This window comes from Streptomyces sp. MS06 (assembly GCF_047200655.1).
Classification (GTDB): Bacteria; Actinomycetota; Actinomycetes; order Streptomycetales; family Streptomycetaceae; genus Streptomyces.
Map to the genome: position 1 here is coordinate 114,872 of NZ_JBJZOJ010000010.1, position 21,983 is coordinate 136,854.

The 21,983-nt window shown below is 70.9% G+C and carries 18 protein-coding genes and 1 pseudogene; 7 read left to right on the forward strand and 12 right to left on the reverse strand.

Annotation, left to right across the window (positions count from 1 at the left end; all coding sequences use genetic code 11):
• Nucleotides 1-101 precede the first annotated feature (101 nt).
• Nucleotides 102-299: a hypothetical protein gene (locus ACL02U_RS07455; RefSeq protein ID WP_412789864.1), complete on the reverse strand. Its 198-nt coding sequence runs from the start codon at nt 297-299 to the stop codon at nt 102-104.
• Nucleotides 300-971: 672 nt separating this feature from the next.
• On the opposite strand from ACL02U_RS07455, the gene ACL02U_RS07460 reads away from it, so the two are divergent.
• Nucleotides 972-2,216 (forward strand): low temperature requirement protein A, encoded by a 1,245-nt coding sequence (locus tag ACL02U_RS07460; RefSeq protein WP_412789865.1) that lies wholly within the window; start codon nt 972-974, stop codon nt 2,214-2,216.
• Nucleotides 2,217-2,570: 354 nt separating this feature from the next.
• Here ACL02U_RS07460 and ACL02U_RS07465 read toward each other — a convergent pair whose 3' ends face one another.
• The 8 genes from ACL02U_RS07465 to ACL02U_RS07500 form a co-directional block, all read right to left on the reverse strand.
• Nucleotides 2,571-3,413 (reverse strand): carbohydrate ABC transporter permease, encoded by an 843-nt coding sequence (locus ACL02U_RS07465; protein WP_412789866.1) that lies wholly within the window; start codon nt 3,411-3,413, stop codon nt 2,571-2,573.
• 5 nt (nt 3,414-3,418) lie between these two features.
• Nucleotides 3,419-4,408, reverse strand: a complete 990-nt coding sequence (locus tag ACL02U_RS07470; RefSeq protein ID WP_412789867.1) for a carbohydrate ABC transporter permease — start codon at nt 4,406-4,408, stop codon at nt 3,419-3,421.
• Nucleotides 4,409-4,486: 78 nt separating this feature from the next.
• The gene (locus tag ACL02U_RS07475; RefSeq protein ID WP_412789868.1) at nt 4,487-5,839 is read right to left on the reverse strand and encodes an ABC transporter substrate-binding protein; all 1,353 of its coding nucleotides are present in this window, start codon (nt 5,837-5,839) and stop codon (nt 4,487-4,489) included.
• Nucleotides 5,840-5,955: 116 nt separating this feature from the next.
• Nucleotides 5,956-7,431 carry a glycoside hydrolase family 32 protein gene (locus tag ACL02U_RS07480; protein WP_412789869.1) on the reverse strand — a complete coding sequence of 492 codons (1,476 nt, stop codon included), beginning with the start codon at nt 7,429-7,431 and terminating at the stop codon, nt 5,956-5,958.
• A 230-nt stretch (nt 7,432-7,661) separates the two neighbouring features.
• Complete coding sequence (locus ACL02U_RS07485) at nt 7,662-7,814, reverse strand: hypothetical protein (protein WP_412789870.1); 153 nt, start codon at nt 7,812-7,814, stop codon at nt 7,662-7,664.
• Nucleotides 7,815-7,908: 94 nt separating this feature from the next.
• Entirely contained in the window at nt 7,909-8,967 is a 1,059-nt protein-coding gene (locus ACL02U_RS07490) for a LacI family DNA-binding transcriptional regulator (protein WP_412789871.1), read from the reverse strand.
• Nucleotides 8,968-9,593: 626 nt separating this feature from the next.
• Nucleotides 9,594-11,018, reverse strand: a complete 1,425-nt coding sequence (locus ACL02U_RS07495; RefSeq protein WP_412789872.1) for an NAD-binding protein — start codon at nt 11,016-11,018, stop codon at nt 9,594-9,596.
• A 548-nt stretch (nt 11,019-11,566) separates the two neighbouring features.
• Nucleotides 11,567-13,285 (reverse strand): PucR family transcriptional regulator, encoded by a 1,719-nt coding sequence (locus ACL02U_RS07500; RefSeq protein ID WP_412789873.1) that lies wholly within the window; start codon nt 13,283-13,285, stop codon nt 11,567-11,569.
• An 863-nt stretch (nt 13,286-14,148) separates the two neighbouring features.
• On the opposite strand from ACL02U_RS07500, the gene ACL02U_RS07505 reads away from it, so the two are divergent.
• The 5 genes from ACL02U_RS07505 (at nt 14,149) to ACL02U_RS07525 (ending at nt 18,856) form a co-directional block, all read left to right on the forward strand.
• A complete protein-coding gene (locus ACL02U_RS07505) occupies nt 14,149-15,318 on the forward strand; it encodes a branched-chain amino acid ABC transporter substrate-binding protein (protein WP_412789874.1) in 1,170 nt (389 codons plus the stop codon).
• A 62-nt stretch (nt 15,319-15,380) separates the two neighbouring features.
• Nucleotides 15,381-16,274, forward strand: coding sequence for a branched-chain amino acid ABC transporter permease (locus tag ACL02U_RS07510; protein WP_412789875.1), 894 nt, complete (start codon nt 15,381-15,383; stop codon nt 16,272-16,274).
• Nucleotides 16,274-17,326: a branched-chain amino acid ABC transporter permease gene (locus ACL02U_RS07515; RefSeq protein WP_412789876.1), complete on the forward strand. Its 1,053-nt coding sequence runs from the start codon at nt 16,274-16,276 to the stop codon at nt 17,324-17,326. The genes ACL02U_RS07510 and ACL02U_RS07515 overlap by 1 nt, the downstream gene beginning before the upstream one ends.
• On the forward strand, nt 17,323-18,156 hold the full coding sequence (locus ACL02U_RS07520) for an ABC transporter ATP-binding protein (RefSeq protein ID WP_412789877.1): 834 nt from the start codon (nt 17,323-17,325) through the stop codon (nt 18,154-18,156). Before ACL02U_RS07515 ends, ACL02U_RS07520 begins: the two co-directional genes overlap by 4 nt.
• Nucleotides 18,143-18,856 carry an ABC transporter ATP-binding protein gene (locus ACL02U_RS07525; protein WP_412789878.1) on the forward strand — a complete coding sequence of 238 codons (714 nt, stop codon included), beginning with the start codon at nt 18,143-18,145 and terminating at the stop codon, nt 18,854-18,856. Before ACL02U_RS07520 ends, ACL02U_RS07525 begins: the two co-directional genes overlap by 14 nt.
• Nucleotides 18,857-18,880: 24 nt before the next feature.
• On the opposite strand, the gene ACL02U_RS07530 is transcribed toward ACL02U_RS07525, so the two are convergent.
• On the reverse strand, nt 18,881-19,030 hold the full coding sequence (locus ACL02U_RS07530; RefSeq protein WP_412789879.1) for a hypothetical protein: 150 nt from the start codon (nt 19,028-19,030) through the stop codon (nt 18,881-18,883).
• 320 nt (nt 19,031-19,350) lie between these two features.
• Nucleotides 19,351-19,786, reverse strand: a pseudogene (locus tag ACL02U_RS07535) (IS3 family transposase); the annotation flags it as partial.
• Nucleotides 19,787-20,216: 430 nt separating this feature from the next.
• Between ACL02U_RS07535 and istA the strand changes: the two are divergent.
• Nucleotides 20,217-21,698 carry an IS21 family transposase gene (gene istA, locus ACL02U_RS07540; RefSeq protein WP_412789880.1) on the forward strand — a complete coding sequence of 494 codons (1,482 nt, stop codon included), beginning with the start codon at nt 20,217-20,219 and terminating at the stop codon, nt 21,696-21,698.
• On the opposite strand, the gene ACL02U_RS07545 is transcribed toward istA, so the two are convergent.
• Nucleotides 21,678-21,977, reverse strand: a complete 300-nt coding sequence (locus tag ACL02U_RS07545) for a hypothetical protein (protein ID WP_412789881.1) — start codon at nt 21,975-21,977, stop codon at nt 21,678-21,680. The two genes, istA and ACL02U_RS07545, sit on opposite strands and share 21 nt — an antisense overlap.
• Nucleotides 21,978-21,983: the final 6 nt, after the last annotated feature.

The following is a 21,983-nucleotide window of genomic DNA, read 5'->3' on the forward strand; positions in this document are numbered from 1 at the left end:
TGGAGCGCTCGGTCACCCACGGGCCCGCCGAAGACGGCCGGGCTTTCCGGGGCCGGCGGGTCCGGCGTGCGCACCGGCTCCTTCGGCGCGAAGGGAACTCGTCACGGCAGCCTCCCGAGCGCCTGCCCGCCGAGCAGGCGGGACCAGCGGGCGGGAGGCGTGCTCTGGCACGACGTCACCGTACTGTTGAGGGCCGGGTCGCCCGCCCTTCGACGGGCCAACAGCAACGTCGCGCCCATGGCGGCGAGGACGGCGACGACCGCCGTCGGCAGCGTCGATCCGAGTCTCCGGCTGGTCATCGAGCCGTCCTCCCCGTGCCGCGCGTCCTTCGTCCGACCGCTGTCACGCTAAGGAGGGCCGATGAAATCTCGATGACCGCCCCGCGCGCGTGTGACGGTTCCGGCAACCCGGAGACGGCCCGGCGACGGCTCCCTCCCCAACTGCCCCTCCCGCTCGCACGGTGCCGCGTCCGGGCGGCTCCGCGGGCTCCTGCACCGACGTGACGGCCACGATGGCGGTTGCGCGACGCCGCCACGGGTTCCCGCTGCCGCCGCACACCCGGCCGGTGCTGCGGGAACTCTCGCGGACTTCACGAGCGCGGCCGCAGCCCTCACTCGGGCAGTGGCACCTCAGCCTGACGCGCCGTCCGCCTCCCCGTCTGCACCCGGGGCTGCCCCTTCGACCGAGCCGGCGCCGCCCGCTCTGGTGAGGGCCGCCCGTCCGAGAAGTGGTTGAAGAGCAGGTTCAGCACGATCGCGGTGATGCAGCCGGCGCTGATGCCGCTGTCCGTCACCCCGCGCGTGCCGGCGACCGTACGTGGCCCCTCTGGGGCTTGACGGCCCGCGCCGTCCCCACCGCCCGCCCGTGCCCCGGACGTGGCGGCGGCCCGATCCTCGGGGTGCGGCCCGTACCGGGCTGAGTACGCTCGGCAGCGGAGTCTCGGGATCACACCATCGGCGCAGGGAGCCCACATGCCGGACACGGACGGCGGGCGCGGTACCGCTCCCGGGGAAGCGATCCGCCTCGGCGACGGGCTCCGACGGTGGTTCCTCCGGCCGCCGCGCCGCCACGGCGAGGTCGACACCGAGCGCACCGTCAGCTTCCTCGAACTCTTCTACGACCTCGTCTACGTCGTGCTCGTCGGCCAGGCGGCGCACGCACTGGCCGAGGACGTCTCCTGGCGGGGCACCGCCACGTTCGCCGTGGTCTTCGGACTCATCTGGATCGCCTGGCTGAACGGCACGCTGTTCTACGAACTGCACGGCCGGGAAGACGGCCGCACCCGCTCGATGATCTTCCTTCAGATGCTGCTGCTCTCGCTGATGGCGGCCTACGCGGCCCACGCCGACGGCGAGGACGGGCGCACCCTCGCGGTGCTGTACGCACTGCTGCTCGCCCTGCTGAGCTGGCAGTGGTACTCCGTCTACCGGCGGGACCCGCCCGGGCGCCGCAGAACGGCAGGGCAGTACCTGCTGGTCATGCTTGCCGGCATCGCCCTCGTCGTGGCCTCGGCCCCACTGTCGGCAGACGCTCGGCTCGGCGTCTGGGCGCTCTTCGTGCTCGGCTGGTGCGCCGTCGAATCCGGCGTGCTGGCGTCCTGGCGCAGGGAGGCCGAATACGACGTCGTCACCGACTCCATGGTCGAGCGGTTCGGGCTGCTGCTCATCATCGTGCTGGGCGAGGTCGTCGTCGGCGTTGTGGACGGCCTGGCGAACACCGACCGCAGTGCACTGGTCATCACCACGGGCCTGCTCGGACTCGCCGTCGGGTTCGGATTCTGGTGGAGCTACGCCGACCTGGTGGCCCGGAAACCGCCACGCGAAGTCCGCGCGTCCCTGGTCGCGTGGATCATCGTCCACCTTCCCCTGACCATGGCCGTCGCCGCGGCCGGGGCGGCCATGGTGGGGCTCATCGAGCATGCCGGCGACAGCAGGACACCGGCTGGGCCGAGCTGGCTCATGAGCGGCAGCGTGGCGGTCATGTCCCTCATGATCGTGGCTGTCCTGCCCACCCTGGAGGACTACGGTCGGCGTGCCTCCGCCTACGCCACGGTCCAGGTGGTGTTCACCGGGACCGCCGCGACGTCACTGCTGATCGGTTGGGCGCGCCCCGCGCCCTGGCTCCTCGCTCTGTCGTTGCAGCTCCTGCTCCTGGCGGCCTGGTCCTTGGCCTTCGTCCGGTGGTTGCGTGACGGCCGTCTGCTGAACGAGGTGTGAACCGCCAAGACAGGCTTGTCATCGCAATCGAGTTCCCGCGGCTCGATGCGATCGGCACTGCGCGCCGCGGTTTGCGGCTGCGGCCGGTCCTGTGGCGTGCGGAGGGGTCTCCTCGGCTGAACACCTTGGCGGGAACCCGAAGCGCCGATGTGGTGCCAGCGCCTATGCGGTGCCCCGGGCGGGCAGCCAGGCGCGGTAGCGGCGCAGGGCCTTGCGCTGCGCGCGCATGTCGGAGACCGTTCGGGCCCGGCCGGAACCGTCCTCGCGCCCCCACGTGCAGTCCGCCGCGGCGCCGACCGGATGGCCGGCCGGCCCCGGCACGCGCCGGGACGCGGTGTGGCGCGTGCGGGAGGTTCAGCCCTTGACGGCGGAGCTGGCGACACCCTGGACGAACCACCGCTGGAAGAACGCGAAGACGATCAGCACGGGCAGGACCAGCAGGACGCCGAAGGCGAGGACCTGGCCCCAGTCCACGGGCATCTGGCCCTGGAAGACGCTCATCTCCAGGGGCAGCGGGCGGACCGCGGGGTCGGAGACCATCAGCACCGGCCAGAGGAAGGAGCTCCACTGGATGAGGAAGGTCAGGATCGCGACCGAGGCGAACACCGGCTTCGACATCGGGACGATGATCGCGAAGAAGGTGCGCCAGGGGCCGGCGCCGTCGATGCGGGCGGCCTCTTCGATGCTGGGCGGGATCGCGCGGAAGAAGGTGGCGAACTGGTAGACCGAGAAGGCGTTGGCGATGAAGGGGACGGCCTGGATGTAGATGGTGTTGCGCTGGGCGTTGAACATGTAGAACAGCGGCACCGCCACCGCCTCGAACGGCACCAGCATCAGCAGCAGGACGAGGGCGAAGACCACGCCCTGGCCTCGCCACTTCAGTCGGGAAAGGCCGTAGGCGGCCATGGAGTTGACGATGAGGCCGCCGAGGACGACGACCGTGGACAGCAGTGCCGAGATGCCCATGAAGCGCCAGAAGTAGCCGGTGGCGTCGGAGTTGAAACTGTTCAGGACGGCGCTGTAGTTGTCGAAGGACAGATGGGTGGGCAAGAAGCCGGTCAGGCCGCTCAGGACCTCGTCGGAGGGCTTGAAGCTGCCGAGGATCAGGTAGAGGACGGGCAGGACGAAGACGAAGGCCAGCACGCCCAGGACGGCGTAGTCGAGGAGGCGGCGCGAGGCGTTTCGGGTCTGGGCCATGGGGATCAGTCCTCGTTGCCGGTGCGGACGGCGCTGCGCTGGATGAGGGTCAGGGCTACGACGATCAGGAAGAAGACGACGGTGATCGCCGACGCCTGGCCGATGTTGTTCTGGTCGAAGGCCGTGGTGACGGCCTGGTACATCACGGTGCGGGTGGCGTCTTCATCGAGTCCGCCGCCCTTGACGAGGACGTAGACCTGGTCGAAGACGCGGAAGGACAGCACCGAGGTGAGCAGGGCGACGAAGACGAGGGTGTTGTGTATGCCGGGCAGGGTGACGTGGCGGAACTGCTGCCATCGCGAGGCCCGGTCGAGTTGGGCGGCCTCGTAGAGCTCGCCGGGGATCTGCTGCAGGCCGGCCAGCAGGATGACCATCTGGAAGCCGACGCCCTGCCAGATCGACAGCACGATGATCGAGGCCATGGCGGTGGCGCTGTCGCCGAGCCAGTCGAAGGCGCCCCAGTTGCCGAAGGTCACCGCGTGCAGGGAGGAGTTGAGCAGGCCGTCGCCGCTGCGGGCGAGGATGAGCCGCCAGATGACGGCGACCAGGGCCATGGGGAAGACGACCGGCAGGAAGAACATCGACCGGAACAGGCCGATGGCCTTGAGCTTGCGGTTGAGCAGGATGGCCAGTGCCAGCGCGAGGCCGGTCTGCACGGGCACCACGACCGCGGCGAAGGTCAGGTTGTTGAGCAGGGCCCGCAGGAACGGGCCCGACATGTCGGGGTCGGTGAACAGGCGCCGGTACTGCTCGATGCCGAAGAAGCGGGGAGGCAGCGGAGAGCCGAGCCGGACGTTGTAGAAGGAGAGCACGACCGCGTAGACGAACGGCACGCCGACGAAGGCGATGAGTCCGCCGAGGGCGGGTGCGGCCATCAGCAGCCCGTGCACCCAGTCGCGGTTCCTGCGCCCGGACCGCCGGGGCGAGGCGGGAGCCGGTGCCGGGGCCGGATCGCGGTCGGCTGGTGTGGCGGGTGCGGGGTTCACGGTGGTCACGGTGGGAGTCCTCTTCCTGGCCGGGAGGGACGGGCATCGTCAGGGGCGTCCCGTCCCTCCCCGGCTGCTGGATGCCGACTACGGCAGCTGGTAGCCGTTGTTGTCCGAGAAGTCCTGGTCGATGGCGCGGGCGGCCTTGGCCAGGGCGGTCTTCGGGTCGGCGCCACCGTAGACATCGCTCAGCGCCTGGCTGAACTTGGCGGTGACCGTGGGGTATCCGGCGGTGACCGGGCGGGTCACGGCCACGCACGACTTGTCGATCTGAGAGTCGCCGCAGGGCTGGGCGAGCTGGTCGGCGAAGAGCTGGAGCGGGCCGCCCTTCTTGTACAGGTCACTCTTGGCGAGCACGGACGTGGTACCGGGAGGCGCACCGTTGGCCGTGGTCATCGCGGTGACGTTGGTGTCGTTGAGCAGGGAGTCGAGGAAGGCTCCGGCCGCCTTGCCGTTCTTGGAGTGCGCACCGATACCCCACTGCCAGGAGCCCTCGCCGGTCTTGGGCCCGTTGCCGAAGTCGGGCAGCGGCAGCACGACGAGGTCCTTGCCCAGGGCCTTGCTGTAGGCGGGGTACATCCAGTGCCCGACCCAGCTCAGCGCGACGCGGCCCTTGGCAAAGGCGTTGCCGTCGGTGTTGGGGTCGGTGTACTTCTTCCAGCTCTGGAAAGTCTTCAGCGCCGATGCCGCCGCCGGGGTGTCCAGGGCGCCTTCCGCCTTGCCGTTCTTCAGCAGCGAGCCACCCGCCGACCAGACGATCGGGGCGAAACCGTAGGTGCCCCACTCGGTGGCGAAGCCGTTGTTCTCCTGCAGGTCGAGGCTCTTGCCGTCGGGGTCCTTGGCGGCCAGCGTCTTGACCGCGTCGGTGAACTCGGCCGCGGTCCAGTCGTCCGACAGCCCGGTGGGGTACTTCACCCCGGCCGCGTCCAGCAGCTTCTTGTTGCCGTAGATGCCGAGCCCGGAGTCGAACATGCCCAGCCCGTAGTGCTTGCCACCGATCTCGCCCTGGGCCTTGATGGCGTCCGTGGCGTTGGCCATCGTCTTGACCGAGACGTAGTCGTCGATCGCGGCGAGCTTCTTGTTGTAGACGAAGTTCGCCATGGTCGGGCCGTCGAACTCCATCACGTCCGGCAGCTTGGAGGCGTCGGTGGCGGTGATCGTCTTGGTGTAGTCGGTGTCGGGTATCAGGGTCAGCTTGACCGTGATCTTCTTCTGCGAGGAGTTGAACGACTTCACCGCGTTCTGCAGGGCGTTCGCCTCGCTCGCCTGGCCCTGGTGGGCCCAGACGGTGATGGTGCCGGTGCCGCTGCCCTGCTCGGCGGAGGTGTCGGTGCCGCTGCTGCCACTGCCGCCGCTGCAGGCGGCCAGAGCGGCCAGGGGAAGGCCGAGGGCCAGGGCGGTACAGACCGTCCGCCGTGATCTCCTGCTCGGGATGTTCATGGTGAGTGCCTCCGGTGTGGTGGTGCGGGTGCGTGAGTTGGATTGGTGCGCAGGTTGCATTGGGGGGAATCGGGATCGCCACGGTCCGTGGCCACGGCGGCGTGACGATGGATCCGTCAGGGGGACTGCTCGTGCGGCTGTCCGGTGTCGGCGCCCGGCTCTTTGACCGTGAGCGGTAGTAGCTCCCACGCGTCGGCCGTATAGGCCAGGCGCGCGCCCGGCGCGGTGCGGGCCTCGAGCCGCCACGGGCTGCTGCCCGTCGGGTAGAAGCGCAGGGTGAGGACCTGGCCGGTGGAGGTCAGGAAGACCTCGGCGACGGAGTGGTCGACGACCACGCGCAGCTCGGCCGGTCGGCCGGCGGGGCAGGGCATCCGGTAGGTGCCGCCCTGAGCGCGGCCGTCCAGGGAGGCGTGGTCGCGGTCGACGACCAGTTCACCGGCGGCCGCGTCGAGGCGGATGTCGAGGTACTCGGAGCCGTCCGGGCCGGTCAGCAGCCGCAGGCCGGCCGAGCCGGTGGCCTCCAGACGGGCCGTGAGGTCGAAGGCGCGGCCCACGCGGCCCAGGTCCACCGGCTCCGGGCCGTATGTCTCGCCGACGGCGTGAACGGTGCGCTCGCCGCGCAGGGCGAGCAGTTCGACGGCGGGCTGCTGCCGCACGGTGCCGTCGCCGTCGACGGAGACCTCGCGGGGCAGCGTGAGCATGCCCGCCCAACCGTCCGCGACGGCCCAGGAGTCCTCGCGGGCCTCCCGGGACCAGCCCCACATCAGCCACCGGCCGTCCGGCGCGGGCAGCAGTGCGGGCGCGTAGCATTCCGGGCCGTGGTCGACGAGGAGGGGCGGGCCGGCCTCGAAGGTGTCGCCGCGTTCCTCGCCGACCAGGGCGGTGACGCAGCGGGCGCCGTCGTGGTCGTTCCAGGCGCTGAAGATGAGGGCGCCGGGCCGCCCCGCGCGCGCCGGAAGGTACTGGGGGCATTCCCAGCCCTCGCCGGTGTGCAGCTCGGTGTCGCCGACCTGCTCCTGCCTGCGGGCGTCGAAGAGGCCCAGGTAGGTCCAGGTTTCCAGGTCGGGGGACGTGTACAGCAGGGCCGCGCCGCGACCGTCGTCGAGGGCGGCGCCGACCAGCATCCGCCAGTCCGTACCGGCACGCCACACGTACGGGTCGCGATACATGGTGCAGCCCTCGGGCCACTCGGGGATGAGCAGTTGGGCGCGCGGGGTGAAGGTCCGGCCGCCGTCCAGGGAGGTGGCCGTGGTGACCGGCTGGTGCTGGGGCGAGCGGTCCCAGCGGTTCGCGGAGTAGAAGGCGATCAGCCGGTCGCCGTCGGAGACGGCGTTGCCGGAGAAGCAGCCGTCCGCGTCCTCGCCGCCCGGGGTCGGGGACAGCGCGATCGGCATCGGCTCCCAGCTCAGCAGGTCGGGGCTGCGGAAGTGGCCCCAGTGCATGTTCGCGTGCGTCGCACCGTAGGGGTTGTACTGGTGGAAGACGTGGTAGTAGCCGTCATGGAAGACCAGCCCGTTGGGGTCGTTGATCCAGTTGCGGGGCGGGCGCAGGTGCGCGACGGGCCGGAACGGATCACGGGGCGCGGTGGACACACGCGTGCCTTTCGGTGAGTGCACGGGACGTGCGGAGGGCGGTCACCGGACGAAGCCGGTCACCAGCCCCTCGCAGAACTCGCGGAAGGTGGCCTCCGCCGGCGCACGCAACAAGGCCCTGCGGGCATGGCGACGGGAGCGAGCAAGGCCGTCCGGGGTGATGCCGGAGGCGGTGCGGGCGAAGGCGGCCGAGGCGCCGACCCGGTGGTCGGCGAGGAAGGGGAGGGAGGTCAGTACCCTCGCGCCTCGGCGGCAGGGGCGCCGACGGCGTGGGAGCAACGGGCGGGGCCCGACTCGTCCACGGCGGCCGGATCGGCGCCGGCACCGTCGGATATCAGCGTGCTGCGGCGGTTGGACGGCGCATTGAGAATCTCGGGGAACATATGTGTACCCTCACTGTGTTCAAAGTAGTGACAGGGTTGACGACCGGTCGCAACGGTCGCCTGTCATGGTGCAGAGTGCTTCGCCGTCCCGGGGTCAGAGTCGGGGCGGCGAAGCGACCGATGCCCGCGCCACCAGCGGGCAAAGCAGCAATTCCCGAATGTCCGGGCCCGGTGGCCGGCCCGGGGTCTTGGTGAGTGCGAGCAACTGGGCAACAGCCCGTGCCCCCATCTCGTAGTGCGGGAGCTGAACGGTGCTCAGCGCCGGATGGACCGACTCGCAGACCAGCTCCTGATTGTCGAACCCGATGACCGACAGGTCGCCGGGGATGGACAGCCCCAGCTCGGCGGCGGCCCGGTACGCACCGGCGGCCATCCGGTCGTTGAAGCAGAACAGGGCCGTCGGCCGCTGCTCTGCCGTCAGCAGACGCCGTGCGGCGCGGTAGCCCGTCTCCACGTCACGCGTGGGCGTGTTGTACGGCACCGCCGTCTCGGAGACGACCAGGGACGGGTCGTAGGGGACACCGGCCTCGGCCAGCGCCTTGCGGTAGCCCTCCAGGCGGCCCTGCCGGGCGGGAACGTCGACGGTCTGGACGGTCACCCCGATCCTGCGGTGCCCGTGGTCGATCAGCTCCCGCACAGCCGTGTAACCGCCCTGCACCTCGTCCGGCACCACGAAGGGGACGGCCAGGTCCTCGGAGCGCGCGTCCAGCAGGACCGTGGGCGTCGAACCCAGGCTCTCCGGAAGGCGCACGGTGCGGTGGTACATCGACGCGTACAGCACGCCGTCCACCTGCCGCTGGAGCAGCATGTCGATGCTCGTGCGCTCCAGTTCGGCATCGCCGCTGGTGTTGACCAGCAGCAGCACCAGGCCCTCGGCCGCGGCGGCCTCCTGGGCCCCCAGGATCATCCGGCCGGCGTGCGGGGTGGTGGCGATCTCGTCGCTGACGAAGCCGATGGTCTGCGACCGCTGCATCCGAAGCCCTCGGGCGAGGCCGTTCGGCGCGTACCCGAGTTCCTCGGCAGCCTGCCAGACGCGCTGCCGGGTCTCCTGGCCGATCCGCTTGCCCTCGACCCGGTTCAGGACATGCGACACCGTCGCGGTCGACACACCCGCCGCCGCGGCCACGTCCTTGATCCCGATCCGGCGCGCCATTGCCCCTGCCCAAAGTAGTGGAAACCGGGTTGGTTAATCGTTTAGCCATCCCGTGTGCACAAGAGAGTGCCCATGTCCGGAGCTCCTGTCAATGGCTTGTTACGAACTCCTTGCCGCCGAGTGTCGTCAGGCACGCCCTCGCCCCTGCGTCCGTCCGCGCCGGCGGCGGCGATCGACCGCCGAACCGGCAACGTGCAGGGCCCCAACGCCCGGTGAACCAACGCCCGGTGCGCACCGAACCGGATCGCTCGGGTGGTCCCGGCGATGCTCTCCGCTGCCGGCAGCCGCAGTCTGCCGACGGCCGGGCTCCGCGAACCGGCCACAGCCCGCCGCGCGCTGCCGGTGGACGGTGGAGGCGTCTTCAGCGAACACGCCGTCTCCGACACGGCGGCCGGGGTGTCGGCCAGGAGGCGCCGTCTTCAGGCTCCCGCTCCCTATCGGAACCGTGGAAGCCGGCCGCTCGGCGCGGCACACGGCTCAAGCAGCCCGCAGGGGCGACCGGTTCAGCTCGCCCTGGGACGCCGGTGACCGGCGCCGGCGACGGACCGGGGCAGGCTGTGACGGCCCCGCCCCGGTCCCCGCGGACGGGAGGCCGGGTACCGGCATCCGCCGGTTCGGGTCCCCGGTCAGCGGGCGGGCACGCCGGCGGCGGGGCCGCTGCTCTCCTCGGTGGGACCACTCTGCGAACGGTGGCCCACATCCCAGGTCCCCAGGTCGACGACCTCCTCGTCGGCGAACAGACCGTACGTGCGCTGTTCCGTGGCGAAGAAGCTGAGCGGTCCGGCGCCGAGCACGGACGCCGCCACGGACGCACCCACGATGCGGGTGACATCGCACACGGCGCCGATACGGAAGAGCGACTGCGAATCGGCGGTGATCTCGTCTCCGCCGGCCCGCAGCACGATGCGCTGCTGCGGGGCGACGGCCCGGGTCGCGACCGCCACGGCGATGTTCTCCAGCCCATCGGAGCCCACCGCCGCCAGGGCCCGGGCCCGCTGGACGCACAGCCGGTTCAGCAGGAACCGGTCTCCGCCGCGCCCGAAGACGACGGGAATGGCGAGGGAACGCGCCAGGGGCACGCAGCCGGCCCCGGGGTTGCGCTCCACGGCGACGACCCTGACCCCGAGATCGCGCAGCCGGGCGGACAGCCGCAGCCCCACCTGTCCCAGCCCGACGACGATGACGTGGCCGTGGCGCGGGATGGAGCGGGCGCCGAGGATGCTGGTCATCCGCCGCCCGGTGAGCTGGTCGACGAGTCCGGCGGTGAACAGGGCGGTCAGCGCCAGGACGGTCAGCACCGAGAGGGTGGAGAGCAGCTTGTACCAGGCCGGGCCGTGTTCCGCGGCGGGTGAGGTACCGATCGTGGTGAGGGCGCGAGCCGCGTTCCACTGGGCGTCGTACCAGGGCTCGTGGAGGACCAGGACACCGAGCAGTACGTCCAGGGTGAGCAGTGCGAGGAGCCCGGTGAAGCTGGCGACGAGGGCCTTGGCGGAGATGCCGAGGGAGCGGAACCAGGTCAGGACGCCGACGCGCGGGCGGGGCCGGGAGGCGGTGGCGAGGGCCCGCCTGGAGAGGCGGTCGACGCCGGTGGGACCGTCCTGCCGCAGCACGCCGACCATGCCGGAGGCGGTGGGCTGGAGTATGGCGTACCGCGGGTCGAGGCAACTGGCCAGGAGGCTGGGCACGATCGTGTCGGTGATGCTGAGCACACTGCAGTTCGGAACCGTACGGGAGACCTCGTCGGCGACGGTGCGGTCGAAGAGGGTGACCACCAGGCGGACCCCGGGCTTGAGGTGCTCGGTGAGCAGTGCGTAGCGCAGTGCGACGATGTCGTCGCGGGACACCACGGCGATGCCGTCGACAGGGTGCCGCAGCCGGTGCCGCAGGGTTTCGTCGTCCGGGCGGTTCAGACGGTGGACGGTGCTTCCCCAGCGGCCGATGCACTCCGCGGCCTCCCGGCCCAGTGCTTCGTCGTCCTCGACGATCACTATGTGCTGCCCCGTCGCGGGAGGGCGGAGCGGCACCTCGCCGCCGGCTGTCCGTGTACTCAACCTTTCGGCCTTTCAGAAGATTCGGGATGTTTCGGGCTGTCGTTTCCCGCGCTCTGTGCGGCCTTCCGGGGCCGGTGAGGACCGGGCCGGGAAGGTCCTGCGGACCACCGGGCGCCGCTCCCCTCATGCCATGCCGGTTGCGAAACGGCGGGTCCGCGGACGGCGGTGTGGGGTGGCCCTGGGGCAGGCCGGTCCGGCCGTCGCAGAGGGCCGGATCCGGCCGGGGCGCGGCGGAGGGGGAGCGCAGGGGGTCGCCCGGCGTGCGGGTCCGCGTGGTCCCACACGGTAGGCGCGGTCCCCGCCGGGGACCATGGACAGATGCCACACGGCCGGGGCCCCGGATTGTGACAGGTGCTCAACACCGCGGCGCGACGCAAGGCGCTTCCCACAAGGCGTCTCCCGGCCCGCCGACCGGAGACCGGGGGCCGCCGACCACTGACCGGAGACCGGGGCCGCGCGAGCCCGAGCCGCGAACGGCGGGCAGGGCGGACCGCAGACCGGCGGGCAGGGGAGCGGGGACTGCGCGGCGGGGAGCGCTGCCCCGGGAGTCAGGCCGGCGGGTCGGTCAGCTTCCTGCGACGGTGCAGGCAGAGCTGCAGTTCGAGGAGCAGCCGGTCGGAGGGGGCACCGAGGTCGAGTCCGACGATGTCCTCGACCCTGCGGATGCGGTAGCGCATGGTGTTCGGATGCACCTGCAGCGCCGCCGCGGCCCTGCGGACGTCCCCGTGCTCGGCGAGATAGGCCTCGGCGCTCTCCCGCAGACACGACGCGTGCTTGAGGTCGTAGGCGAACAACGCGTCCAGACGCGGGTCGTACAGTTCGGGGTGGCCGCCGACCAGGTCGAGGATCTCACCCAGCAGCACCGCCGTGCGGGACTCGTCGAGCGTGGTCACCCTGCCTTCCGGGAAGGTGGCGGCGGTGCCGTCGAGGACCCGGTCGACCTCGGCCCGGGCGGCGGCCACCTGCCCGAGGTCCGTCACCTGGATGGCGACCGCGGCACGCAGCACGACCGACCGCTTCGCCTCGAAATCGTCGACGAGCTGCCGCGCCCACGCGGAGACCGTGCTCGCCGACTTGTAGCCGGGCAGCAGCACGTAGGCCCGGTCGCCGATGACCGTGGCCACCGAGTCGTGGCGGAACGAGCTCGCATGCAGCCGGATCATGCGCCCCACACCCGAGAGCCGGTCGGCCGGTGCCGGGGCGCCGGCTCCGGTGAGGGCGAAACCGACCACCGCGGCCGGTCCGGTGACCGGCAGGTTGAGGGCGCCGACCAGCGACGGCACGTCCACGCCTCCGCCGCGCGCGCCGAACAGACGCTGGATCAGCAGGCCCTCGGCGGAAGGGGCGTTGAGACTGCGCCAGATGAAGCGGGCGGCGATCGCGGACGCTCCGCGCAGCACGTCCGGGGCGTCGGAGCTGAAAGGCTCCGCACCGCACTGCTGCAACCAGATGGAGCCGAGCATCCTCGGTACGGCTGAGCTCTCGTCGGACGGCTGCCGGATGCCGACCACCAGGCGCCGCTCGGTGCCCAGCGCGCCGTGCGCCGGCACGTCGATGACCTCGTCGCTCTCCCGCAGCCGGTCGAACACCCCCCATTGCTCCAGTGCCCGAAGGTAGTCCCGCGGTCCTTCCCGGCCGAGTATCGACAGGGTGCGCAGCTCGTCGGCGGATTCGTTGGAGGCCGAGTAGGCCAGCACATGCGACTGCGTGTCCTCGATCGAGACCAGGCCACCGGCATTCTGCGCGGCCATCTGGGCGAGGCCGAACAGGTCGGTGTCCATGGCGAGCAGATCCGGTTCCTCCAGGGTGGCCTGGTGCCGGCGCGAGTGGTCCAGGACGTGCTTGACCAGCGGCAGCACATGGTCCCACCGGGCCTTCGGGTGCACCTCCAGCAGTGCGACACCCGCCTGGCGCGCCGCGGACTGCAGCACCCCCGACACCCCCGCGCACTTCGACATGACCGCGGCCGGCCGGTGCTCGGGGGAGCGCTGAGCGACCTCGTCGAGCCAGCGCACGGCGTCGGCGTCGGTGACACCTGCATGGAGGTAGAGGTCGGGCACGGGAGCATGCGCCCCGGCCTCCGCCAGCAGGTCCGACCCGTCGACGAGGGTCACCGAGGCGATCGTGACGTCCTCACCCGCGGGGGCGCCGACCACCCGGACGACGGCCGTGTCGAGCGCGCTGAGCAGCCCGCGCAGGGTGACGGCTCCCGCCGGGCCGGCGGGAGCGCCGGACGCGCGGGAACCCACTCGACGGTCGATGACCACAGTGCGCCTCCCGGTCTGGACGCCGACTGTATTCGGCCAACGCTACACCTCGTGTTCTTGTCCGACGGGACAAAGCGAAATCGTGAGATTTGTTCGACCGGCTCATGGCTTGGTGTGCGTTCTCGTGTTGACTACGGGCCAGTTCCCAGCGGCGGCGACACCCTCTTCCGCCGCTGGGGCAGGAGACCCCGTGGACGCCGTCACGACCGTTCCCGGGCCGGTCGACGAGGTGACCGGCCGTTCCGTCCCAGCAGCCCGGAGCGTGTCCGCCAACGGTACGCGCGCGTCCCGGCGCCGGGCCGGGGGCAACCGGCGGCGGACATCCGAGATCCGGTCGTGACCGGGGCCGCGCTGCAGCAGGCGCGGGCCGGCGACCGCATGTGCGACGAGTCCGAGACCCGGACGCGGTACGGCACACGGGACACCGGGCAGCCGCGGCCGTCCGCCACACGGCGGCGTCCTCCCGGCCGTCACCCCCGCGGGGAACAGCGGTACCGGCACTTCACACGCCGGCTCGCCGGTCCTCCGGCGGCCCCGGCATGCTCCCCGCACCATCTCACGTCGCGTACGTGAGCCGAGGCCGGACGGGACCGGCCGCGCGTTCCTCCGGCCCGTTTGCAGCGGGACCGGGCAGAGGGACCGCGGACCCCGCCGTACACCGACCGCCCTGATCCCGGGACCGACCCGCTGCGGCGAGGGCCGGAAGGGCGGTGCGAGGTACGGCCGACCTCCGCCCGGTCCCCGGACACCGGGCCCGGCGCCGCGGCGCCGGAACCCGGAGAACCCGTTTTCTCCAGGAACGACGACCTGACCGGCGACGGAACCGCGTCCGTCGCGACCACCAGCAGAGATGGGTGCATGACGTGAGAACCGCGAGACGTACCAAGACGGGAGCCGCCGCCGCGTTCACCGCGGCAGCGCTGGCGCTGACCGGCTGCCAGGGAGCGCTGGGCAGCGGCGGCAGCGACTCCGACGGCCCGATCACGCTCGGCATGGCTATCCCCACCTCCGGCAGCAGCGCCGCCGCCGGCCCCTACATGAAGCACGGCGCCCAACTGGCGATCGACGAGATCAACGCCGACGGCGGGGTGCTCGGCCGCAAACTGAAGCTGAACGTGCAGGACAGCGCATGTGACCCGAAGACCGCGGTCACCGCGGCGAACAAACTGGTCGCCGCGGGGGCCACCGTGTCGGTCGGCGGATACTGCTCGTCGGCCACACTGCCGACCATGCCGGTGTTCGACAAGGCGGACGTTCCGATGGTGATCCCGGCGGCCAACTCGGGCGACCTGGTCCTGCAGAAGCTGCCGGAGGTGTTCCTCATCAACGGCACCGGCGCGCAGCAGGCGCAGGCAGCCGTGGCCTGGATGACCAAGCAGAAGGCCACCCGGGTGGCGCTGCTCGACGACAACACCAGCTACTCCACCGACATCACCACGCGTACCAGGGCCCACATCGAGAAGGCCGGCACCGACATGAAGACGGTGCTGACGGAGTCGGTGAACGCGGGCGAGAGCGACTACAGCTCCAACGTCGACGCCATCGTGTCGGCCAAGCCCGACTTCGTGTACTGGACGGGCTACTACCAGGAGGGCGGCCTGCTCATCCGGCAGCTGCGCCAGGCCGGTTACCGCGGCGAGATCATGGTCGCCGACGGCAACGTCGACGCCAAGCTCATCAGCATCGCCGGTCAGAAGAACGCCCAGGGCGTGTACGCCACCATGACCGAGACGCCCGACACCGTCCAGGGCGCCAACAGCTGGATCAGCCGCTACAAGCAGAAGTTCGGTTCCGACCCCGGCCCGTACGCCATGCAGTCCTACGACGCGGTGCGCGTGGCCGCCAAGGGCATCGAGGACGCGGGCAGCACGGACGGCAGGAAGATCGCGGACGCCCTGGCGAAGATCGACGGGTTCGAACTGTTCTCCGGCCCACTCAAGTTCACCTCGGACCACACCCTGTCCAAGGGCGGTTTCCGCATCCTCCGGGTGTCCGGCACCAAGTTCACGCTCGCCGACGACCTCCGGTCCTGAACACGGTGGCGGGTGGCGGGCCCGCGATCCGGGTCCGCCACCGCGCCCGAGGAGAATCTGACATGCTGCAGATCATCTGGAACGGCCTGTTCGTCGGCTCGTTCTACGCACTGGTCGCCCTCGGCTACAGCATGGTCTACGGGATCATGAAGCTGCTGAACTTCGCCCACGGCGACCTCTACATGCTCGGCGCGTTCATCGGGTTCGCGCTGCTCACCTCCTTCAGCGGTTTCACGGCGTCCCTGTCGCTGGTGGCGCTGCTCGTGGTGCTGGTGCTGTCCATGGCCGGCACCGGTCTGGCCGGGGTGGTGATCGAACGCGTCGCCTACCGGCCGCTGCGCGGCGCGCCGCGGCTGTCGCTGCTGATCACCGCAGTCGGCGCGTCGTTCGCGCTGGAGTACGGAATGCGTATCGTGGCCGGGCCCGATCCGGAGGTGTACCCGGTACGCCTGGGCGGTTCGTCGCTGCATGTGCTGGGTGTCCGGATCAGCGTCTCCCAGATCGTGCTGATCGGCATCGCGATCGTGCTGATGGCGGGGCTCAACACCCTGGTGATGCGCTCACAGCAGGGCCGGGCGATGCGGGCGATCGCCCTGGACCCGGTGGCCAGCCGGCTGATGGGTGTCGACGTGAACCGGGTCGTCGCCCAGGCGTTCTTCATCGGATCCGCGCTCGCGGGCGCCGCCGGTGTCATGGCGGGCTCCTACTACGGCAGCATCACCTTCCTGATGGGCTTCATCATCGGGCTCAAGGCGTTCACCGCCGCGGTGATCGGCGGGATCGGCAACTTCAAGGGCGCCATGCTCGGTGGCGTGGTGCTCGGCCTGCTCGAATCCGTCGGAACCCATTTCCTCGGCGGGCAGTGGCGCGACGTGTTCGCGTTCGCCTTCCTCATCCTCTTCCTGACCGTGCGGCCCACCGGCCTGCTCGGCGAGCGCGTCACGGAGCGTGTGTGATGTCGGCGACCACCAGAGCGGTGAAGACACCGAACCGACCGGCCGGCGGCGCCGCCGGGGCGTTCCTGCGCAGTCGCTGGATCGGCCCGATCGGGCTGCTCATCGGCCTCGCCGGGCCGCTGGTCATCGCTACCCCCTACGCCATGAACGTGATGACCGGCACGCTCATCTTCGTGATGCTCGCCGTGGGCCTCAACATCGTGGTGGGCCAGTGCGGGCTGCTCGATCTGGGGTACGCCGCGTTCTTCGCGGTGGGCGCCTACACCAGCGGGGTGATCTCCACCCGGCTGCACTGGCCGCTGCTGGCCACCGTGCCGTTCGTGGTCGTGGTGACCGTGGTCGCCGGCATCGTCATCGGCGGACCCACCCTGCGCCTGCGCAGCGACTACCTGGCGATCGTGACGCTGGGGTTCGGCGAGATCATCCGGATCACCGCCAACAACATCAGCATCACCGGTGGTCCGGAGGGTATCTACGGTATCCCCAGCCTGTCGGTCGCCGGCGTGGACCTGAGCGGTTCGATCACCTTCTACTACGTGGTGCTGGGTATCGTGTCCGTCGCCGTGCTCGGCGCGAACAGGCTGGTCCGCTCGCGGCTCGGCCGGGCCTGGCGGTTCATCCGCGAGGACGAGGACGCCGCCGAGGCCATGGGGGTGCACACCTACCGGGTCAAACTGGCCGCCTACATCGCGGGCGCCCTCTGGGGCGGTCTGGCCGGTGTGCTGTTCGCAGCGCAGCTGTCGGCGATCTCCCCGGCGAGCTTCACCTTCCTGCAGTCCGCGCTCGTGCTGATGGCAGTGGTACTCGGCGGTATGGGCTCCACCCCGGGCGTGGTGCTCGGCGCCGTGTTCGTCAGCGTGCTGCCCGAGGTGCTGCGCGAATTCGCCGACTACCGGTACTTCCTGTTCGGTGTGCTGCTGATCGTCGTCATGGTGCTCCGGCCGCAGGGGGTCTGGCCGGCCCGCACCCGTGAACCGGATCGCACCGCCCGCCGATCGAGACCTGTGGCCGGCATGGACCGTGAACCCGAGGGCGAGGTGGGCGTGCGATGACCGCGCTGCTCGAAGTGAAGGATCTGCGTCTGGCGTTCGGCGGGGTGAAAGCCGTCGACGGGCTGAGCTTCGACGTGGGCGAGTCGGAGATCGTCTCGGTGATCGGCCCCAACGGTGCCGGCAAGACGTCCGCTTTCAACTGCATCACCGGCTTCTACCGGCCCTCCGGCGGCCGGATCACCATCGGCGGCGCCGACGTGACCCGGATGCGCACGTCCGCGATCGCCGCGCGGGGCGTGTCCCGCACGTTCCAGAACGTGCGGCTCTTCGGCGACCTGCCGGTACTCGACAACGTGCGGGCCGGAACCCACCTGTGGCTGCGCCAGCACGTGTTCGACGCGCTGCTGCACACCCCCCGCTACCGGCGCAGCGAGCAGCAGGCCACCGACGAGGCGCACCGGTGGCTCGACTTCGTCGGGCTGCGCGGCGACCGGACCGGCGCGGCCCGCAACCTGCCCTACGGCGAGCAGCGCCGGGTGGAGATCGCGCGCGCACTGGCGCGCCGCCCCCGGCTGCTGCTCCTGGACGAACCCGCCGCCGGTCTCAACCACGGAGAGAAGCTCGAACTGCTCGACCTGATCCGGCGCATCCGCGGGCTCGGCATCGGGATCGTGCTGATCGAGCACGACATGGGCCTGGTCATGGAGGTGTCCGAGCGGGTGGTCGTCCTCAATTTCGGCAGGGAGATCGCGGACGGCACGCCGGAGCAGGTCCGGCGCGACCCTGCGGTGATCGAGGCCTATCTCGGCAGCGACGAGGACGACGAGGTACCCGGGGGCCGCGGTCCCACGGGTGCCGCAGGAGAGGAGACCGCCCGTGCCGACGCTTGAGATCGACGGGATCGACGTTTCTTACGGTGGGGTGCGCGCGCTGCGAGGCATGTCGCTGCGGGTGGACGACGGCGAGATCGTCGCGCTGCTCGGCAACAACGGCGCCGGCAAGAGCAGCACGCTGTCCGCGGTGTCCGGCCTGGTGCGCCCTTCCGGCGGCCGGATCGTCTTCGACGGCCGGGACATCACCCGGTCCACACCGCCGGAGATCGTCGGCATGGGACTGGTGCACGTACCCGAGGGGCGGCGGATCTTCTCCACCCTCAGCGTGCAGGAGAACCTGCAGCTCGGCGGCTACCTGCTGCGCGACCAGGCAGAGATCAGGCGGCGCATCGGCCGCGTCTACGACCTGCTGCCCCGGCTCGCCGAGCGCCGCGACCAGGAGGGCGGCACCCTGTCCGGCGGGGAGCAGCAGATGCTCGCGGTCGGCCGCGCGATCGTCGCCGGGCCACGGCTGCTGATGCTCGACGAGCCGTCCATGGGGCTCGCCCCGCTCGTGGTGGCCGCGGTGATGAAGGTGATCGCCGAGATCAACGCCTCCGGGACCTCGGTACTGCTGGTCGAGCAGAACGCCAAGGCCGCGCTGAAGATCGCGCACCGCGGCTATGTGGTCGAGAACGGTCACTGCGTCATGGAGGCCCCGGCCACCGAACTGGCCGCGGACGACCGCGTGGTCGAGGCGTACCTCGGGGGTGCGTGAGGCCGGCAGGACACCGGGGCTTGGTCAAGTTCTGTCGGTTCCCGGGTTGTTGATGATGTCCAGGAGCGGAAGTGCTCGTCCGGGTTGCTCGCGGACGGTGCGGGTGGCCTTGGCGATGTCGTCGGCTCCCGGGTGCTTGAGCAGGCCGATGGCGAGGTCGCGGCGGGCGGCCATGGCCCCGGGGTGCGGTGCCGGTGCGGACGGTGGAGGCGTCCTCGGCGAAGAACCCGTCGACCTGCTACGCGCACTCGGCGACAAGCCCGGTCAGCAGCAGAAGGCAGTCCTGGAAGAGCTTGGGGCGGTGAGGATCCGGAGGGGGAACAGGCGCGAGCGAGGCAGTGACAGGCGAAGCAGCAGACAGCGAGCGCACCAGGGGGCCCAGGCACGGGTGATTGTGCCGTAATCACCCGGCCCGGAGACGGCACCACCGTGAAGGCTGCCACCACCGGGCAGCCGACGGTCGGGACTGCTGCATGATCGGGTGGCAGCGGGGTTCAAGTGGCCGAGGCCGCGGGTGGGGTCATGGTGGTCTCGTACTCGATGGGGGGCGATCGGCCCAGGTGTTTCTGGCGTCGGCACCGGTGGTCGGTCTGCTCGATCCAGGTGACGATCGCGATCCGCAACTGCTGTCGAGTGGCTCAGTGCGGCGGTCGAGGACGTTCCGCTGCAGGTGCGAAGAAGCTCTCCACGGCGGCCGTGTCGCCGGCGGCCCCGACGCGGTCCATCGAGCCGACCAGGCCGTGCCGGGTGAGCACGGCGGCACCCTTTCGTGACCGGAAGTACGCGCCGCGGTCCGAATGCACCACGCGACGGCCACCTGGCCGCGGCGGGCAACGGTGGACTCCAGCGCGGCCACGGCGAGGCGGGGCTCCATGCGGGTGAGGAGTAGCCCACGATGCGGCCCGAGTGCACGTACACGTCCTTGACGGCGGGCTGGTTTGAGTATCCGGTGTGTCTCTGTCGGCGGCATTCGGTGAGTGGTAGCGGTGGCGGCCAGGTCGCGGGCGGGCGGGTGCATCGTCTTGCCGGCGGGTTCGTCTGCGGCAGATGCGCCGCGGCCCTCTGCAGGGTCTCGCTCTCCTGCTTCAGCAGCCGGATGCGCTTGCGGGCCGCGCGCGGATCGGTCGACTCACCCGAGGCTGTTGCGGGCCTGGCGCCCTTGTCGGTGTCGGCGCGGCGCAGCTACTTCGAGTGTGTGATCGGGTGGATGAAGTCGGTGGCGATCTGTTCTGTCAGAGGACACGGCAGACTCCCCGCTGGCGGTCAGTTGGCCTCCCCGTTGGTGGACATGAAATCTCCCCGGTGGCGGACAGCTGATCTCCCCGCAGACCCACCCAGCCCATAACGCACAGTGGGCGGGGTGAAGAGCGATGAGGAGATCATGGAGATTCTTGAGGCCTACGACCTCACCGGGAGTTACCGGAAGGCGGCCGAGCTGGCCGGTTGCGACCACCACACCGTGCGCCGATACGTGCAGCTGCGCGGGCAGGGGGTCGACCCGACCGAGCGGGCGGTGCGGTCGAAGCTGATCGACGACTTCCTGCCGAAGGTCGAGGAACTGGTCGAACGGTCCCGCGGCAGGGTCGGCGCCGACGCTGTTCACAAGAAGATCGCGGCGATGGGCTTCACCGGCACCGACCGCACCACGCGCCGGGCCGTCGCCGCGGCGAAGGAGTCCTACCGGGCCGGGAACCGCAGGGTCTTCCGGCCGTGGATACCCGAACCGGCGATGTGGCTGCAGTGGGACTGGGGCGAGGGCCCACGCATCGACGGCAGACGCACCAGCCTGTGGTGCGCGTGGCTGGCCTGGTCCCGCTTCCGGGTGGTCATCCCGGTCCTCGACAAGACCCTGCCCACCGTGGCGGCCTGCCTGGACGCGACGTTCCGGCAGCTGGGCGGGGTCCCGACCTACTGCCTGACCGACAACGAGAAGACCGTCACGGTCGAGCACGTGGCCCGGATCGCGGTCCGCAACCCCGTGCTGGTGCCGATCGCCCGCTACTACGGCACGGTCGTCAGGTCGTGCATGCCGGCCGACCCGGCCTCGAAGGGAGGGACGGAGGCAACGGTCCGGATCGCGAAGCGGGACCTGGTCCCCACCGCGGTCAACCTGCGAACCGAGTACGTGGACTTCGCCGAACTCCAGGAGGCCTGCGAGGACTTCATGGCCGAGGTGAACGGCCGGATCCACCGCGAGACCCGCCGGATCCCGGCCGAACTGCTGGCCGAGGAACGGCTGCAGCTGCACCCGGTGCCCGAGCAGCCGTTCACCGCCGCGTTCGGCGAGACCCGCCGGGTCGGCAAGGACTCCACCATCTCGGTCGAGTCGGTCCGCTACTCGGTCCCGCACCAGCTCGTCGACGAGCGCGTCTGGGTCCGATTCCACGGCGACGAGCTGATCGTCACCGCGATGACCGGAGGCAGTGCGGTCGAGGTCGCTCGCCACCCGCGCTCGATGCCGGGCAGTCCGCGGATCGCGGATGAGCACTATCCCGACGCCCCGCGCGGCGAGCGCACGCCGAAGCCGACGAACCCGGCCGAGACCCAGTTCCTGGCGATCGGACCCGGGGCGGCGGCCTGGCTGGTCGAGGCCGCGGCGACCGGTGTCCGCCGGATCAGGGCGAAGATGACCGACGCGGTCGCGCTCGCCAAGCTCTACGGCACCGCCGACGTCGACCGCGCGCTCGGCACCGCCGCGACGGTCGGACGGTTCGCCGAGGGCGACCTGCTGTCGATCCTGGACCACCAGGGTGAGCACGACCACTCCGAGCCGATCCGCCGCAGCGAGACTCACAGCCTGCAGCCGGGCACCTCCGCCTGGTCAGGCTTCGGCTCGACCTGAGCCCTCGGGTTCCTCGTCGACCAGGCCGCAGGAGAACGGGAAAGCCTCCAAGAACTCCCGCCGCCCCGAGTCCTGCTCGGCCTCGGCCAGGTCCGCGAGGACGGTCAGGAACCGGTCGCGCTGGTCCTGCGGCAGCCGCCCCAGCACCCAGGCGACGCTCTCCATCATCTTCACCGCGGAGTCGGGGTCGACCTCGTCGTCCTCGCAGCTGTCGAGGAACCAGACGACATCGACGACGAGTCCGGCGAGGACAGGCACCAGGGGGTCCGTGTCAGTCATCCGGGC

Coding starts and splice junctions, on each gene's coding strand:
- ACL02U_RS07455 (WP_412789864.1), bottom strand. CDS start 299: ATGACCAGCCGGAGACTCGGATCGACGCTGCCGACGGCGGTCGTCGCC.
- ACL02U_RS07460 (WP_412789865.1), top strand. CDS start 972: ATGCCGGACACGGACGGCGGGCGCGGTACCGCTCCCGGGGAAGCGATC.
- ACL02U_RS07465 (WP_412789866.1), bottom strand. CDS start 3,413: ATGGCCCAGACCCGAAACGCCTCGCGCCGCCTCCTCGACTACGCCGTC.
- ACL02U_RS07475 (WP_412789868.1), bottom strand. CDS start 5,839: ATGAACATCCCGAGCAGGAGATCACGGCGGACGGTCTGTACCGCCCTG.
- ACL02U_RS07485 (WP_412789870.1), bottom strand. CDS start 7,814: ATGTTCCCCGAGATTCTCAATGCGCCGTCCAACCGCCGCAGCACGCTG.
- ACL02U_RS07490 (WP_412789871.1), bottom strand. CDS start 8,967: ATGGCGCGCCGGATCGGGATCAAGGACGTGGCCGCGGCGGCGGGTGTG.
- ACL02U_RS07510 (WP_412789875.1), top strand. CDS start 15,381: ATGCTGCAGATCATCTGGAACGGCCTGTTCGTCGGCTCGTTCTACGCA.
- ACL02U_RS07515 (WP_412789876.1), top strand. CDS start 16,274: ATGTCGGCGACCACCAGAGCGGTGAAGACACCGAACCGACCGGCCGGC.
- ACL02U_RS07520 (WP_412789877.1), top strand. CDS start 17,323: ATGACCGCGCTGCTCGAAGTGAAGGATCTGCGTCTGGCGTTCGGCGGG.
- ACL02U_RS07530 (WP_412789879.1), bottom strand. CDS start 19,030: ATGGCCGCCCGCCGCGACCTCGCCATCGGCCTGCTCAAGCACCCGGGA.
- ACL02U_RS07545 (WP_412789881.1), bottom strand. CDS start 21,977: ATGACTGACACGGACCCCCTGGTGCCTGTCCTCGCCGGACTCGTCGTC.